Source organism: Nocardia thailandica NBRC 100428 (genome assembly GCF_000308795.1).
Lineage (GTDB): Bacteria > Actinomycetota > Actinomycetes > Mycobacteriales > Mycobacteriaceae > Nocardia > Nocardia thailandica.
The window spans coordinates 63324-78735 of the sequence record NZ_BAGK01000106.1 but is presented as its reverse complement, the minus strand read 5'-3'; the positions used below and the strand labels follow the sequence as shown (position 1 = coordinate 78735).

The window sequence follows — 15412 nt, the reverse complement described above, 5'->3', positions numbered from 1 at the left end:
CGGGGTCAGTGCGCGATCATCGCCTCGGGGTCGACCGGCGCGGCCGGCTTGCTGCGCGGCAGGAAGAACGCCGGGATCAGCGTCAGCGCGGCCAGGATGACCGCCACCAGATAGGTGTTGCTGAACGCGTCGGCCGCCTGGTCGAGCCCGGCGTCGATCACCGGCTGCGGGACACCGGCCACGAGCTCGGGGGTGATGTTGGACGCGATGCCGATCTTGGCCGCGTCGGTCAGCTGGCCGGCCAGCACCACCGACATGATCGCGGTGCCGATGGAGGCCGCGGTCTGGTTGACGATGTTCATCAGCGTCGAGCCGCGCGCCACCTGCGCGTGGGTCAGCGTCTGGATGGCCGCGGTCATCACCGGCATCATGGTGCAGCCCATGCCGAGACCCATCACGAACAGCGCGCCGCCCAGCAGCAGGTAGGAGGTGTCGGCCTCGAGCTGGGTGAACACGGTCAGCGAGACGGTCATGACGCTGATACCGAACATGACCACCTTGCCCGGGCCGATCTTGTCGACCAGGTAGCCCGCGATCGGCATGGTCAGCATCGCGCCGATGCCCTGCGGGGCCATGAGCAGGCCCGAATCCAGCGACGACTCGCCGCGCACCTGCTGCAGGTAGCTGGGCAGCAGCAGGCCCGCGCCGAAGAACGCGATCGCGAAGGTCGACATGGTCAGCACCGCCGAGCGCAACGATTTGTTCTCGAACAACCGCAGGTCGATGAGCGGGTGTTCGGTGCGCAGGGCGTGGAACACGAAGGCCACCAGCAGGCCCGCGCCCACGATCGCCGGGATCAGCACCCGGGCGGCGAACACCGTGCCCTCCTCCGGGATGGAGGAGACGCCGAACAGGAACAGCGCCAGGCCGGGCGAGGCCAGCAGCATGCCGATGAAGTCGAAGGACTCCGAGGGCTTGGGCTTGTCGGCCTCGAACACGATCCAGGCCAGCGCCAGGGCGATCAGGCCCAGCGGCAGGTTGATGCGGAAGATCCAGTGCCAGCTGTAGGCGTCGATGAGCCAGCCGCCCAGGATCGGGCCGCAGATCGGGCCGAGCAGCATGGGCACCCCGAGGACGGCCATGACGCGGCCGATGCGCTGCGGGCCCGCCGCATGGGTCATGATCGTCATGCCGAGCGGCATGAGCATGCCGCCGCCGAGGCCCTGCACCACGCGGAACGCGATGAGCGACTCGATGTTCCACGCGTACGAGCACAGCATCGAGCCGATGATGAAGAAGGTCAGTGCCAGCATGTAGAGGCGTTTGGTGCCGAACCGGTCGGCCGCCCAGCCGGTCAGCGGGATCACCGAGGCCAGGGCCAGGGTGTAGGCGGTCATGGTCCAGGCGGCGATCTCGACGGTGGTGTCGAAGTCCTTGATGAAGGTCGGGATCGCCACGGTCACCACGGTGACGTCGAGGATCGACATCACCGCGCCGAGCACGACCACGCCCGCCACCTTGAACACGGCAGCGTCCAGCTTGTCTGAGGCGGAGTCAGGAGCCTTGGAGTCCTGAATATCCGGAGGTTTCGTCACCGGTTAAGCCTGGCATCTTTGCGACGGGATGACCAGCCGAATTTTTCCGTCATCCTGAGCCGGACCCGTGATCGGCCGGATTTGCCGGATTACCGTGCGGCGGATGAGCACCCTGGACCATTTGGTAGTGGCCACGCCGGACCTCTCCGCCACCGTGGCCGCCCTGACCGCCGCGCTGGGCGTGGCGCCCGTGGCAGGCGGCCGCCACGACGGCATCGGCACGCGCAACCACCTGCTCGGCCTCGCCGAGGGCGGCTACCTCGAGGTCATCGGGATCGACACCGGGGCGCCCACACCGGCCGCACCGCGTCCGTTCGGACTCGACACCCTCGACGCCCCACGCCTGTCGGCGTGGCTGGTGCGCGTCGACGGCCTGGCCGCGGCCGTCGAGAAGGCCCGTGCCGCCGGGCACGACCCCGGCGACCCGCGCCCTCTGGGCCGCACCACTCCCGAGGGCGTCGAGCTGTGCTGGGAACTGGCCACCCCCGCCGACACCTCCGGGGTCGCGGTCGTGCCGTACCTCATCGATTGGCTGGACTCGCCGCATCCGTCGGCCGCGCTGCCCACGGTCGACCTGGTCTCGTTCACCGCCACCCATCCCGACCCCGAGAGGGCCGCGGCCGCGCTCGACGCACTGGGTGCGCGGTTGCCGGTCGCGCGGGGAACCTCGGCGAGCCTGACCGCGGAGCTGTCCGGGCCCGGCGGGCGGATCACACTGACCTGAATCTTTCTGCACTCGCTGCCATCTCGCATCGACTGCACACCATCCGCGGCGCTCGGCTGCCGGACGGCCCCATCGCGGCGGTCGCCGCAAGTGGGACCCCGCGGCGGCCGTCACCGCGGGGCGGGCACCGTGGCGGTGCGCAGCCGGTCGAGCGCGGACAGCGCGCGTTCGGTCGCCGTGGCCGAGGCGGGCAGCAGCGGCAGCCGCAGGCCGGGGGTGGGGATGCGCCCCTGCGCCGCGAGCACGGCCTTGGCCACGGCCGGATTGGGTTCGGCGAACAGCGCGTCAGCCACGGCGTCGAGCGCGTTGCCCAGGGCGCGGGCCCGGCCGAGGTCGCCCGCCCGCCACGCCTCGACGAGCGCGGCGTACTCGGCGGTGGCGACGTGGGCGGCGGCGAGGATCCCGCCGTGGCCGCCGAGCGCGAGCAGGGCGGGCGCGAAGCGGTCGTCTCCGGCCAGGACGGTGCTGCGGTCCCCCACGCGCGCGAGCAACTCGACGGTGGTCGCGTCGACCCCGCCGACGGAATGCTTGAAGCCGGCGATGTTCGGGATCGCGGCCAGGCGCACGAGGGTGTCGGCGTCCAGCACGCAGGCGGTGCGATAGGGGATGTTGTAGATCAGCAGCGGCACGCGGCTCGCGGCGGCGAGTTCGGTGAAGTGCGCCACCACCCCGTCGGCACTCGGCCGCAGATAGTAGGGCACGGGGACCAGCGCGGCCGTGGCCGTGCGGGGCAGCGCCGCGAGCCCGGCCCGCGTGTCGGCGGTGGCGTTGGACCCGGCGCCGACGATCAGCGGCGCCCCGCGCTCGGCGCACACCCGGGCGCACACCTCGAGGACGAGCGCGCGCTCGCCGGGCGTCAGCGTGGCAGGCTCCCCGGTCGTGCCCAGCGCGACCAGGCCACGGGCCCCGTCGGTCAGCACCGTGTGGGCGAGGGCTTCGAGCGCGTCGGCGGCGACCTCGCCGCCCGGGCCGAACGGGGTGACGAGGGGGACGAACAGTCCCTGCAGATCGGTCATGTCCCCATCGTCGGGCGCGAGTCACGACAGATCCAGTTCACGTTGCTTCCGTGGATCGTAAGCTGTTCTTATGCTCGATGTCCGGCGCCTGCGCCTGCTGCGCGAACTGGCCCATCACGGCACGATCGCCGCGGCCGCCGAGGCCGTGAACTACACCGCCTCGGCGGTGTCGCAGCAGCTGGCCGCCCTGGAACGCGAGGCGGGCGTGCCCCTGCTCGAGCGCACCGGCCGCCGCGTCGCGCTGACCCCGGCCGCCCGGACCCTGGTCGCGCACACCGAGCGGGTCCTCGCCGTGCTGGCCCAGGCCGAGGCCGAGCTGGCCGCCGCCCGCGCCCAGCTGACCGGCTCCCTGCGCATCGGCGCGTACCCGACCGCCGCCCGCACGCTGGTCTCCCCCGCCCTGGTCACCCTCGCCACCGCCCATCCCGCGCTCGAACTCGCCGTCATCGAGACCGACCCGGCCGACGTCGCCTCCGCCCTGCGCGCCGACAGCCTCGACGTGGCGCTGACCCACGAGTACGACTACGTCCCCGCCGCGGCCGACCCCGGGCTCGACATCGACTCCCTCGGCACCGAGACCCTCTACCTGGCCGCGCCCGCCCGCGGCGAGGTGGCCGCAACCGCCGCGCCCGCCACCATCGAGTCCCTGCCCGCACACCGGGAGGCGCCCTGGATCGCGGGCACCCCCGGCACGCTCTGCCACACCATGACCGTCCGCACCTGCCAGGCGGCCGGATTCACCCCGCGCATCCGCCATCACGCGGACGATTTCGGCACCGTCCTGGCCCTGGTCGCGGCCGGACAGGGGGTGGCGATCGTGCCGGAGGCCGCGCTGGACGGCCCGCCCGCCGGCGTCGCGCTCACCGCGCTGCCGACCCGCCGCCACCTCGGCCTGGCCTATCGGCGAGGCACCGGCGCGCACCCGATCGTCGCCGCGGCCCGCGCCGCGCTGCGTGCCGCCGCCGGTGCCGCCGATTGATTGATCCGCAGCCGATCCGCACAATGCGGTAATGCAGCGTTCCGTTTTCACCGCCGATCACGACGACTTCCGCCGCTCGGTGCACGACTGGATCACCCGCGAGGTCCTCCCCCACGCCGACTCCTTCGCCGAGAACAAGCTCATCGCGCGGGAGGTGTGGCGCGCCGCAGGCAAGCAGGGCGTGCTCGGCCTCGAGATCCCCGAGACCTACGGCGGCGGTGAAGCAGGCGACTACCGTTTCAACGCCGCGGCCATCGAGGAGTTCGCCGCGGTCAACATGGCGCTGGCGTCGAGCATGAGCATCCATTTCGACGTCGTCGTGCCCTATCTCGTCGATCTGGCCTCGGACAACGTCAAGCAGGAGTGGCTGCCCCGTTTCGCCACCGGCGAGGTCGTCTCGGCCATCGGCATGACCGAACCCTCGGCCGGTTCGGACCTGGCCGCCCTGGAATCCACCGCCGTGCGCGACGGCTCGGACTGGATCCTCAACGGCGGCAAGACCTTCATCACCAACGGGTTCACCGCCGACGTGGTCGTGGTCGCCGCCCGCACCAGCCCCGGCAAGCGCGCCAAGGGCATCAGCCTGTTCCTGGTCGACGTGTCCCTGCCCGGTTTCCAGCGCGGCCGCAAGCTCGACAAGGTCGGCCAGCCCGAGGCCGACACCGCCGAGCTGTTCTTCGACAACGTCCGCCTGCCCGCCGAGGCGCTCCTCGGCGATCAGGACCGCGGCTTCGTGCACATGATGGAACGCCTGCCCCAGGAACGCATCGGCGCCGCGGTCGCCAACGTCGCCCACGCCAAACAGATCCTCGCCGAGACCATCGACTACACCAAGGAGCGCAAGGCCTTCGGCGCGGCGATCGGCTCCTTCCAGCACAACAAGTTCCTGCTCGCCGAGCTGGTCACCAAGATCGAGGTCGCCCAGGCCTTCGTCGACGCCGCGGTCGCCGAACACGCCGAGGGCAAGCTCTCCTCGGTTGACGCCGCCAAGGCCAAGTGGTGGGCCGCCCAGGTCCAGAACGAAGTCCTCGACCACTGTGTCCAGCTGCACGGCGGCTACGGCTACATGCGCGAATACCGCGTCGCCCGGGCGTGGATGGACGCGCGCGTGACCAAGATCTGGGCCGGCTCGAACGAGATCATGAAGGAGATCATCGGCCGCGATCTGGGGTTCTGACCGCCTCGGCCAGGACCGCCGACAGGCCCGCGCGCAGGTCCTCGACGAAGTACTCGGGGACCTCCAGCGACGGGAAGTGCCCGCCGCGCGCCGGAGTCGTCCACCGGACGATCCGCCGGTAGCGCTCCCGTGCCCAGGGACGCGGGCACTTCTCGACATCGCGGGGATACATCGTCAGCGCCGCCGGGACGTCGACCCGCAGCGCGGGATCGAGCGAATTGTGGCTCTCGTGGTAGATCCGGGCCGCCGACGCCCCGGTCCGGGTGAACCAGTACAGGCTCACGTCGTCGAGAAGGCGGTCGCGGGAGATGGTCTCGAACGGGCTGTCGTCGGTGTCGCTCCACTCGGCGAACTTGTCGAGGATCCAGGCGAGCAACCCGACCGGCGAATCCACCAGCGCGTAGCCGATCGTCTGCGGCCGAGTCGCCTGCTGCTCGGCGTAGGCCGCGCGATATCGCCAGAAGTCGCGGGTCTCCCGCACCCAGGCGCGCTCGGCGTCCGTGAGCCCCTCGGTCGACAGGCCGGGCGGTGCCTCGGCGAAGGTGGTGTGGATGCCGAGGACGTGCTCCGGGAACCGCCCGCCGAGCACGGTGGTGATGTTGCCGCCCCAGTCGCCGCCGTGCGCGAGGAATTCGCCGTAGCCGAGCCGTGCCATCAGCGCGACCCATGCGGCGGCGATCCGCTCCGTGCCCCACCCGGTGGCGGCGGGCTTGTCGCTGAATCCGAATCCCGGCAGCGACGGCACCACGACGTGGAAGGCGGGCGCGTCCGCGTCCCGCGGGTCGGCCAGCTCCGCCACCACGTCGACGAACCGGACGACGCTGTCGGGCCAGCCGTGCGTCAGCAGCAGCGGCGTGGCGTCCGCGCGCGCCGATCTGCGGTGCAGGAAGTGGATGCCGAGCCCGTCGATGCTCGTCCGGAACTGGCCGATGTCGCCGAGCCGCGCCTCGAACGACCGCCAGTCGTACCCGGTGCGCCAGTAGTCCACCAGATCGACCAGGTCGGCCAGCGGCACGCCCTGCCCCCACCGGGCCGCGCCCGGCCCGATGGCACCGACCGTCTCGGCCTCGGGGAATCGCGCCGCGCCCAACCGGGCACGCAGATCATCGATTTCGGCGTCCGCCACGCGGGCGTCGAACGCCCGCACATCACCGGCGGAATCGAGCATGGGACCTCCTGGTCGTCGTCGGCCGGACCTCACCGACGACACCGGCGGGCCCACTGAGGCAGTTCCCGGGCGGCCGATTTCTACTCGGACCGACGTGCCTGGCACGAACGGCTCGGTGAACGAACTCACGTCCCCGACGGGTAGGTGATGCCTGTGGTGGCCCGATCCGATCCCGAAGCGCCCTCCAGATCGTCGGGGCAGGCCTCGCGGCGCGGGTCGTCGCAGGCACTGCGATAGTCTTCTCTTGCCCTGCGCGGGCCGTCGAGATCCCAGGGAAGCAGGCACGATGCCCGCCTTGATCCATCCCCCTTCGCCGTTGAGCGACGGCGTCGTCGCCCTGCGCGCATGGCGGCTCACCGATATCCCACAGCGATTCGCCGGGTTCGACGATCCACTGTGCCTGCGATTCTCCTGGCCGCTGGTCGGGGCATTCACCGAAGATCACGTGAGAACACGTTTCGCCGTCGAGGAAGCGGCCCGGTCGCGTGGTGAGGAGATCGCGTTCGCGATCGTCGACGCGCCCGACCCCGACCGAGTACTGGGTGGGTGCTCGCTCTACGACGTCTCCGCCGCGGACCGCCGAGCGGCTGTCGGCTACTGGCTCGCGGCGTCTGCCCGTGGACGTGGCCTCGCCACGCGCACCGTCGCGCTCCTGGCGGAGTGGGCTTTCGTCGATCTGGCGCTGGCACGCCTCGAGGTCACCTGCGCGCCCGACAATCTCGCGTCCCAGCGCGTCGCCGAACGGTGCGGGTTCACTCGCGAGGCCGTGCTGCGATCGCACCTCGTATTCCGGGGCGAACCCCGCGATTCGGTGCTCTTCGGCCGGGAGCGGACCGAGTTGCGATAACCGCGAAGCGCGCCGCCGCAACCACCCCACCGTGTGAGAACGATGCACGTTACGTGGAACCCCGACCACGGTCGGGGCGCGGCACAGCCCCGGGAACAGGGCTCACCCGCCCGGCGCCGACCGGCCACGGGTGCCGGTGCGCCGCCGCCACCCCGTCCTCGCCAGGGCAGCGGCGGCGAGCAGGCAGGAGATCACCGCCGTGGCCGCCAGGAGCAGCGAGACCGTGCTCGCCGTGTCCTCCGCCGCGCCCGCGTAGCGCATCCACACCCCCGCCAGCAGCGGCCCGGCCACCCCGAGCCCCGCCGCGGCGAGGACCATCGCACCGGTGAGCAGTTCCACCACCGTCAGCGGCCGTCGCTCACGGTCCCCGGTTCCGGCTCGCACCGCCCACCTCGGCGGACTCACGATCGAGGACATCGCCCCTCCTTCGACTCGACTCCCCGGCTCGGAACGCCGAAGGCGTTGAGCCGTTCGCGGTTCGAATAGCCGCGCACTCGGGCGTCAATCAGTCGCAGGGCGACGAAACGAATTGCGCGGCAGAAGATTCGGCGTACCACCGGGGCGGGAGGTGCGTCCTGGAACCAGAACTCCGGTCCCGGCCCCGGCGGCCGCGGGTCGCCGGACGCGGACGGGGGGACGGTGTGCCCGGCGACGGTTCCCGGCCGGGTGTGCGCCTCGGCCGGGAGCTCGTGTCGTCCCTCGCGGGGCGACCTACCCCGGTCCGGGACGGTGAATCACCCGCCGGCGGCGAGATCCGGCCTCCCCCGCCCGTCAGGGCGTCCGTCGTGCTCGCTGACCAGCGGCGCCGTGGCACACGGAGGCGCCCATCACACTGTCGATCAGGCCGACCGGAAGCACCACCGCCGTCGCGGGTACGAGGCGCCCTCGCCGAGCATCCGTGGTCATGAAGCGAATCCTCTTGCGCTGCGGAGCTTTACGCTCACAGAGCGCCGTCGGAAACAGTTTCTCGTCACCGACCCGAGACCCGACCAGCACCCGCGACGCCGCAGGAGCCGCGTCCGGCGCCGACCCGGCCGGCACGCGACCTCTCTCAGATCATGACGACGATCTTCCCCGCGTGCCGCCCCTGTTCGACGCGCCGATGCGCCTCGACCACCTCACCGAAGGACAGGGTCTCGCCGACCACCGGCCGGATCGCCCCGTGGCGCAACCCCGCGTTCAGGAACGCCGCCATGCGGGCGACCACCGCGGGGTCGAGGGTGTGCTCGAAGCTGCGGTAGCCGTGGATCGTGAGCGGGGTGCCCGCCGGGATCGAGGCGGGCCGTGGGTCGAGGAAGCCCGCGGTGACCAGCGTCGCGCCCGGTCGGGCCGCCGCCGCCAGATCGCGCAGGCCGGGGCCGCCGACGAGGTCGAGGACGATGTCGGCGCCGGCCCCGCCGGTGTGGGCGCGCACGGCCTCGGCGACCGGGGACGAGTCGGCGGTCACCACCTCGGCCGCGCCGGCGGCGAGCAGTTCCGCGCGTTTGCGGCCGTCACGCGTGACCGCGATCGGCACGGCCCCGAGCCGGCGGGCGACCTGCATCGCGGCGCGACCCACGCACCCCGACGCGGCGGTCACGAGCACCCGGTCGCCCGGACGCATCCCCGCCTTCTCCACGAGCGCGCCGTAGGCGGTGGAGAAGGCGACCCAGACCGCCGCGGCCTCCGCGACCCCGAGCCCGGCAGGCCGGGCCAGGACCCGGTCCGCGGGCAGGGTCACGTATTCGGCGTAGCTGCCCCGGACGGCCGCGTCCGGCACGGCCGCGAGCACGACCGCGTCACCGGCGCCTCGCCCCCGCCGACCCCCGGCCCCACCGCGTCGACGGTGCCGGTGCCTTCCACGCCGAGCCGGGCGTGCGGCAGGGTGATCGGCGCGGGCGAGGCGCCGGACCGCATCATCAGGTCGAGCGGATTCACGGCGAACGCCTCCATCCGCACCCGCACCTCCCCCGCCGCCGGCGCGACGGCGGGCTCCTCGACGACGTGCATGACCTCCGGCCCGCCGAACCGGTCGAAGACGACTACCTGTGGCATGGATTTCCTCCGTAGCTGGTGCTGTGGCGCTTGCCCTCGACGACGCTACGGAGCGCCGCGTTACCTCCTGGTACCTTCGAATTCCGTGCAGAACAGTGCCGGTCCGTCCTTTCTCGCCGACTGCCCCACCCGGCTGGCGGTCGAGATCCTCGCCGACAAATGGGCCGTGCTCGTGCTCTTCGCCCTCGGCAGGCGCCCCTGCAGGCACGGGGAACTCATCGATCTCATCGGCGGCGGCCTTTCGCGCAAGGTCCTGACCCAGACCCTGCGCAGACTCCAGCGATACGGCCTGGTCGACCGCCACGCGGAGGCACCGCGCCACGTGCTCTACAGCCTGACCGACCTCGGCCGGACCCTGTCCGAACCCATCGATGTCCTGACCCACTGGGCCGACGACAACGGCCGCGCCATCGCCGACTTCCAGGAGGCCGCCGAGGCCGACCGCGACTGACCTCGCGACACGTTGCGCCGAGGTCGAAGGAGCGGGTCGGCGAGGGGCGGACACCCACTCCACTCCGCCATCAGGCTGTTCGAGCCGGTCCTCGTGGCGGCCGTCCTGCCGGCTCGCTCTGAGCGAGGTGGAGCGTCTATCCCGCTTCGTCGGAGTACACGAAGTCCTCGATGGCCCACGGGTCGGTGGGCGCGTCGCGCCGGGCCGGCTCGCCCGCCGGCATCGCCGCCAGTTCGGTGACCGAGGAGTCGAGGTCGGTCACGTGCCGGATGTGCAGGAGCGACGCGGTATCGGTGCCCAGCGGGTCACCGGAGCCGCCGCCGATGATCCAGTCCCCGTCACCGCGACCACATCGCCCTGGGCCACACCGCGGGCCTGGAAGGGGATGGTGTCCAGCCGGACCCTCGACTCTGCGATGCAGCCGAGGCTCCGCCGCCGCCACGGCATGGGTTCGGTGCGAATGGCCTGGTGCCGACCACGTCAGCATTCGTCGGCGAGTCGGCGAGTCGGCGCACCGCGGGCGCGAATCGCATACCGGCCTCAGGGCTCGTTCGTGGTCGGCGCGCAGCGCGCGGCACGAGCCTGCCGAGGGGCACCGGGTGAGCGCACCTGCTTGCCGATTCAGTGCATCGAAAGGACGTGTGAGAGTGCCGCGGCCGTTGCCTCGATGTCGGTGGTGGTGTGCGATGCGCTGAGAAAGATCTTGCCGGAGGGCATGAACAGGAAACCCCGCCGCAGCATCCCTTCCATGATCGTCGTCCAGAGCCCGCCGGTGCCGTGGAGGCCGGTGGCCCCGCCCGCCGGAACGTATTGGAGGAGCGAGCCGACGCGGTGGAAGCCGCCGCTGCCGGGAACCGAATCGAGAACAGCGCCGACGGCGGATTCGAACTCGGCGGAGATCGTCTCGAGTGCCTCGTAGACGCTGGGGTCGGCCAGTACCCGCATCGTCGCCTCGACGGCGGCGAGCGCGATCGGGTTGGCGTTGAAGGTTCCGGCGTGGGTGACGCCGTTCGTCACCTGGTCGATCAGCTCCGCCCGGCCGACGACGGCGCTCTGGGTGAAACCTCCGGCCATCGCCTTTCCGTAGACGGACAGGTCCGGGAGCACACCGTATTTCTCGGCGGCGCCGCCACGCGCGATCCGGAACCCGGCGATCACCTCGTCGAAAACGAGGACCACGCCGTGACGGTCACACAGATTCCGCAACGTGGACAGGAACTCCGGCGCGGGCGCCTCGACACCGGCGTTGCTCATCACCGGATCGACGAGCACCGCCGCGATGTCACGTTCGACGGCCTCGCGCAGGAGACGCTCGGTGAGAGGAACGTCGTTGAAACGCGCCACGACCAAATCGTCCAGAACGCTGGGCGACTGCCCCCTGCTGCCCGGGCGCGCCGGTCGATCGCAGTCGTCCTCGGACATCCCGGCATACACGGTGTCGTGCCAGCCGTGATAGCTCTTGGCGAACTTGAGGACGCGGCGCCGCCCGGTCGCGGCGCGGGCGAGCCGCAGCGCGACCTGCACCGCTTCGGTGCCGGTGTTGCTCCACAGCAGCCGCTCGCCGTGCGGCACGGCGTCGAGAACCGCTTCCGCGGCGAGGTATTCGAGGGTGTGGCCCGTGCCGACGACCTGCATCTTCGCGGCGGCCTCGGACACGGCGGACAGGATGCGCGGATCGCTGTGTCCGAGCACGAGTGGTCCCCAGGCCATCACGTAGTCGACATAACGGTCGCCGTCGAGGTCCCAGAGGTGCGCGCCCCGCGCCTCTCGTACGAAGAGCGGATGCGGACGCATCGCGGCGCGCAGGCCCGACCCCACCCCGCCGCCGACGCTGCGGCGAGCTCGTTCGAATGCTGTCCGTGACGATTCCAGGGCCATGGACGACCAGCGCCTTTCTGCAGAAGCCGTGCAGGCTCAGGGCTTTTCGGTACTCGATCACCGAGCGGAGGACGATGCCGCTGCCGGACCCGACGTGCGCGCGTCCGTGCGCGCGTCGAGCCGTTCGAGGGCGAGGTAGCCGCGCGAGAAGGTCACGATCATCAGTGCCCAGATGGTCAGCGAGATGATGTAGAACAGCGTGTGATCCGCGTCGTCGCCGGGTATCGGGAAGTAGTCGTAGACGACGGCCACGTAGGCGCCGAGTGCGGCGCCCAGCGCCACCCACGTCCCGTTGACGCGGTCACCCGCGCGCCACAGCTTCGGCACCAGGTAGACGAACATGAACAGTGCGGCGGCGAGGTTCATCACCAGATAGAAAACGGCCCAGTTCGGTTCCACCGGCCGGGGTTCGAGGGCGCGGTCGAGACCCACCGCGATGCCTGCCACGATGGCGAGGGCCTCCACCACCCAGGCCGGACGGTATCGGTGGGTCACCGCCATCATGCCGAGGACCAGGATCACCGTCATGCCGAACGACCGGGAGAAGGCGTCGAAGAAGACCATGGCGTGGTAACTGAGACTTTCGTGGTCCACGTCGATCGCGGCGAGGTACAGCACGTTCACGCCGGACACCGCCATCACGACCCATTCGAGACCGAGGAGGAAGTTGCGGTGGCCGCGGAGCAACTTGATGCCGTAGTAGAAGCCGGCCCCGACCATCGCGAGGTCGGCGAGCAGGACGAGGATCATGCGGGTGGTGCTCATCGGGGCTCCTCGAGTGCGGTACGGATGACGCCGACGACCCGATCGAGCGCGGCGCGGGCAGTGGGGCTGATGCGCGTCATGGAGAGATAGCCGTGCACGAGGCCGCTCTCCCGGAAGACGCGCACCGGCACTCCGGCGTCCTCGAGGCGCGCGGCGTACGCGAGTGCCTCGTCCCGGAGCGGGTCGAAACCGGCCACGGTGATCAGCGTCGGAGGCGCGCCGGACAGGTCCTCCGCGAGCATCGGCGAGACCCGGGGGTCGAGGCCGTCCATCCGGTCCGGCAGGTACATCTCCGTCAGCCAGTGGATCTGCTTGGCCGTCAGCGCGGCGTTGCCGGCGAACTCCGTCCTCGAAGCGTATCTCCCGATCGCGTCGACGACCGGGTACATGAGCACCTGAAGGAAGGGCCGGATCTGTTCGCCCGCCACGACATTGGCCAGCACGGCGCAGAGGTTGCCGCCTGCGCTGTCACCGAGCAGCACGATCCGCGCGGGGTCGATCCCCCACCGGGGGCACTGCTCGACGGCGAACCGCCAGGCGGTGACCGCGTCCTCGACGGGTCCGGGGAACGGTGACTCCGGCGCAAGTCCGTACTCGACCGAGAGCACGTTGACACCCGCGCCGTCCGCGATCAGGCGGACGGGCACGTCGTAGTCCTGTCGGCTGCTCAGGACGAAACCTCCACCGTGCAGGAACAGGATCAGCGCATCAGACGGCACCGCCGGCCGGTACAGGGTCGCGCGCAGGCCGGTCGGCATCACGGTCTCCGGCTCGACACGCACGCCCGCGGGCGCCTTGTCGGCGAACACCCGCGAGTCGTTCGCGACGATCGCGCGCGCCCGCTCCGGAGTGCCGTCGCTGAAGTCCGGTGCGCCTTCGGAGACCGCGAGCAGCAGCGCGATCTCGGGTGCCATCACGTCACCGTCGGCGTTGACCACCCGCGGCGCGAGACGCCGGAGCAGACCGCCGGGGATCCTGCCGAGGGCGGTGAACGCGGCGCGCTGGAGCCGCTCGACAACGTTGCGCGCGGCGGGCGCCTGGGTGGGTGCGGGAGCCTGGGCGATCACGGTCACGACAGCGCCTCTTCCGCGACGGTGCGGCCGCCGAGCTCGCGCCCGAGGCGGGAGCTGAAGCGGAGGTGCTGATCGATCACGGAGCCGCGGTACATTCTGCGGTCGTCGAGAAAGACGTTCTCCATCTTCCAGGGCACGGCGTCGCCCTGGCGTGGCAGGTCGTTCTTGGCGCGCTGCATGTAGCCCGACTCGAGGTCGAGCATGGAGCGGGTGCCGACACCGTCGGGTGCGTGCGCGACGACGGTGTCGTAGCCGTGGGTGTCCATGTGGCGGAGCAGTTCGACGATGCTCTTGCCGAGCAGTCCGATCTTGAGCGTCCAGGACGACTTGGTGTAGCCGATCGCGTTCATCCAGTTGGGCACGCCGGAGAGCATCATGCCGCGATACACCACGGAGTTGGGCAGGTCGACGGGGCGCCCGTCCACCGTCAGGTCGATACCGCCGAAGAGGCGCAGGTTCAGCCCGGTCGCGGTGACGATGACGTCGGCGTCCAGGTGCTCGCCGGACGCGAGTTCGATCCCGGTGGCGGTGAACCGGCGAATCCGGTCGGTCACGACCGAGGCGCCGCCGTCGCGGATGGACCGGAAGAAGTCGCCGTCGGGTGCGAGACACAGGCGCTGTTCCCACGGGTTGTACGGCGGATTGAAATGCTTGTCGACGTCGAACCCGGCGGGCAGTTCCTTCACGTTGACGCTGCGGATGAAGCGCCGGGAAGCGTTGGGGAACCGGGTCAGCAGTTCGACGATGGTCCAGTCCGTGAGGATGTTCTTCCACCGCGTGGCCAGGTAGCCGCCGCGCTCGCCCAGCAGGCGCGTGAGCTTCAGGCTGAGGGCGTCCACTCGCGGCAGGGTCAGGATGTAGGTGGGTGTGCGCTGCAGCATCGTCACGTGCGCGGCGGCGCCGTCGCCCTTCAACATCGACGGGATCAGGGTGACAGCGGTGGCGCCGCTGCCGATCACGACGACCTTTTTCCCTGAGTAGTCGTAGCCTTCGGGCCAGTGCTGGGGGTGGATGACGTCGCCGGTGAAGTCCTCGCGGCCCGGGAAATCCGGGGTGAAGCCCTGCTCGTAGTCGTAGTAGCCGGTGGCGCCGAACACCCAGCCCGCCTTGACGACCTCACGGCGCACGGTGCCGTCGGCCTCCGTCACATCGACGTCGAGCAGCCAGTGGGCGTCATCGCTGGACCATGCGGCCGAGACGACCTTGTGCCGGTAGCGCATGCGATCGGCGAGGCCGTACTCCTCGACGGTCTCCGCGAGGTAGTCGAGGATCAGCGGCGCGTCGGCGATCGCGTTGTCGTTCTTCCAGCTCTTGAACTCGTACGCGAAGGTGTGCAGATCGGAGTCGGAGCGGATGCCGGGATACCTGAACAGGTCCCATGTGCCTCCGAGGGAATCGCGACCTTCGAGGAGAGCCACCTTCTTGTTGGGGAACGCCTGGGTGATGTACGTCGCGGCGCCGATACCCGAGATCCCACCGCCGATGATGACGACGTCGAAGTACTCCGGGTGGGGTCCTGTGTTGCTCATCCTTCGCTTCCTTCCTGCGCCGAGCGCGTCCTGAGGTATCCAGGCTGCCGGTCCGGATGTGGCGCACACCACAGCGAATCTCAGCGTCTTGCGAAGGGCGGTGGTGGAAATCTCACCCCTCCCGGCACACGCCGCAGGGCGACATGGGCGCGGAGTGCAATCTGCACCGCCTCTCCGGGCAAATGGTTGGAACATGCTGTGGCCGATGCGCCCACCGAACCGTCACAGTGAGATCC

Annotated in this window: 16 protein-coding genes; 5 read left to right on the top strand and 11 right to left on the bottom strand. The window is 70.8% G+C overall.

Annotated features, from left to right (window positions below):
- Nucleotides 1–5: 5 nt before the first annotated feature.
- On the bottom strand, nt 6–1517 hold the full coding sequence (locus tag ON36_RS10925; RefSeq protein WP_043651028.1) for a DHA2 family efflux MFS transporter permease subunit: 1512 nt from the start codon (nt 1515–1517) through the stop codon (nt 6–8).
- A 121-nt stretch (nt 1518–1638) separates the two neighbouring features.
- On the opposite strand from ON36_RS10925, the gene ON36_RS10920 reads away from it, so the two are divergent.
- Nucleotides 1639–2259 carry a VOC family protein gene (locus ON36_RS10920; RefSeq protein ID WP_043650915.1) on the top strand — a complete coding sequence of 207 codons (621 nt, stop codon included), beginning with the start codon at nt 1639–1641 and terminating at the stop codon, nt 2257–2259.
- A 110-nt stretch (nt 2260–2369) separates the two neighbouring features.
- Here the strand turns inward: ON36_RS10920 and dapA are convergent, their stop codons facing one another.
- A complete protein-coding gene (gene dapA, locus ON36_RS10915) occupies nt 2370–3275 on the bottom strand; it encodes a 4-hydroxy-tetrahydrodipicolinate synthase (protein WP_043650913.1) in 906 nt (301 codons plus the stop codon).
- Between the two features lie 70 nt (nt 3276–3345).
- Here dapA and ON36_RS10910 point away from each other — a divergent pair, with 70 nt between their 5' ends.
- Both ON36_RS10910 and ON36_RS10905 read left to right on the top strand, forming a co-directional pair.
- The gene (locus ON36_RS10910; protein WP_043650911.1) at nt 3346–4254 is read left to right on the top strand and encodes a LysR family transcriptional regulator; all 909 of its coding nucleotides are present in this window, start codon (nt 3346–3348) and stop codon (nt 4252–4254) included.
- A 31-nt stretch (nt 4255–4285) separates the two neighbouring features.
- Entirely contained in the window at nt 4286–5431 is a 1146-nt protein-coding gene (locus tag ON36_RS10905; protein ID WP_043650909.1) for an acyl-CoA dehydrogenase family protein, read from the top strand.
- On the opposite strand, the gene ON36_RS10900 is transcribed toward ON36_RS10905, so the two are convergent.
- Complete coding sequence (locus ON36_RS10900) at nt 5406–6599, bottom strand: epoxide hydrolase family protein (RefSeq protein WP_043650907.1); 1194 nt, start codon at nt 6597–6599, stop codon at nt 5406–5408. The genes ON36_RS10905 and ON36_RS10900 overlap by 26 nt on opposite strands.
- 244 nt (nt 6600–6843) lie before the next feature.
- Between ON36_RS10900 and ON36_RS10895 the strand changes: the two genes are divergently transcribed.
- Nucleotides 6844–7446, top strand: coding sequence for a GNAT family N-acetyltransferase (locus ON36_RS10895; RefSeq protein ID WP_218001187.1), 603 nt, complete (start codon nt 6844–6846; stop codon nt 7444–7446).
- Between the two features lie 102 nt (nt 7447–7548).
- On the opposite strand, the gene ON36_RS10890 is transcribed toward ON36_RS10895, so the two are convergent.
- The 3 genes from ON36_RS10890 to ON36_RS36085 all read right to left on the bottom strand — a co-directional run bounded on the left by ON36_RS10890 (nt 7549) and on the right by ON36_RS36085 (nt 9480).
- Entirely contained in the window at nt 7549–7863 is a 315-nt protein-coding gene (locus ON36_RS10890; RefSeq protein ID WP_157224840.1) for a hypothetical protein, read from the bottom strand.
- A 634-nt stretch (nt 7864–8497) separates the two neighbouring features.
- Nucleotides 8498–9217 carry a zinc-binding dehydrogenase gene (locus ON36_RS10885; protein ID WP_245558033.1) on the bottom strand — a complete coding sequence of 240 codons (720 nt, stop codon included), beginning with the start codon at nt 9215–9217 and terminating at the stop codon, nt 8498–8500.
- A complete protein-coding gene (locus tag ON36_RS36085; protein WP_245558032.1) occupies nt 9163–9480 on the bottom strand; it encodes an alcohol dehydrogenase catalytic domain-containing protein in 318 nt (105 codons plus the stop codon). Before ON36_RS36085 ends, ON36_RS10885 begins: the two co-directional genes overlap by 55 nt.
- An 85-nt stretch (nt 9481–9565) precedes the next feature.
- Here ON36_RS36085 and ON36_RS10880 point away from each other — a divergent pair, with 85 nt between their 5' ends.
- A complete protein-coding gene (locus tag ON36_RS10880; RefSeq protein ID WP_043650901.1) occupies nt 9566–9931 on the top strand; it encodes a winged helix-turn-helix transcriptional regulator in 366 nt (121 codons plus the stop codon).
- Nucleotides 9932–10067: 136 nt separating this feature from the next.
- Here ON36_RS10880 and ON36_RS36590 read toward each other — a convergent pair whose 3' ends face one another.
- The 5 genes from ON36_RS36590 to ON36_RS10860 form a co-directional block, all read right to left on the bottom strand.
- Nucleotides 10068–10193 carry a hypothetical protein gene (locus ON36_RS36590; protein ID WP_281004849.1) on the bottom strand — a complete coding sequence of 42 codons (126 nt, stop codon included), beginning with the start codon at nt 10191–10193 and terminating at the stop codon, nt 10068–10070.
- Nucleotides 10194–10552: 359 nt separating this feature from the next.
- Nucleotides 10553–11809 (bottom strand): aspartate aminotransferase family protein, encoded by a 1257-nt coding sequence (locus ON36_RS10875; protein ID WP_043650899.1) that lies wholly within the window; start codon nt 11807–11809, stop codon nt 10553–10555.
- Nucleotides 11810–11866: 57 nt separating this feature from the next.
- Complete coding sequence (locus ON36_RS10870) at nt 11867–12574, bottom strand: hypothetical protein (RefSeq protein WP_043650897.1); 708 nt, start codon at nt 12572–12574, stop codon at nt 11867–11869.
- Nucleotides 12571–13647, bottom strand: coding sequence for an alpha/beta hydrolase fold domain-containing protein (locus ON36_RS10865; protein ID WP_043650895.1), 1077 nt, complete (start codon nt 13645–13647; stop codon nt 12571–12573). Before ON36_RS10865 ends, ON36_RS10870 begins: the two co-directional genes overlap by 4 nt.
- Nucleotides 13644–15176 (bottom strand): flavin-containing monooxygenase, encoded by a 1533-nt coding sequence (locus ON36_RS10860; protein ID WP_043650893.1) that lies wholly within the window; start codon nt 15174–15176, stop codon nt 13644–13646. The genes ON36_RS10865 and ON36_RS10860 overlap by 4 nt, the downstream gene beginning before the upstream one ends.
- Between the last annotated feature and the right edge of the window lie 236 nt (nt 15177–15412).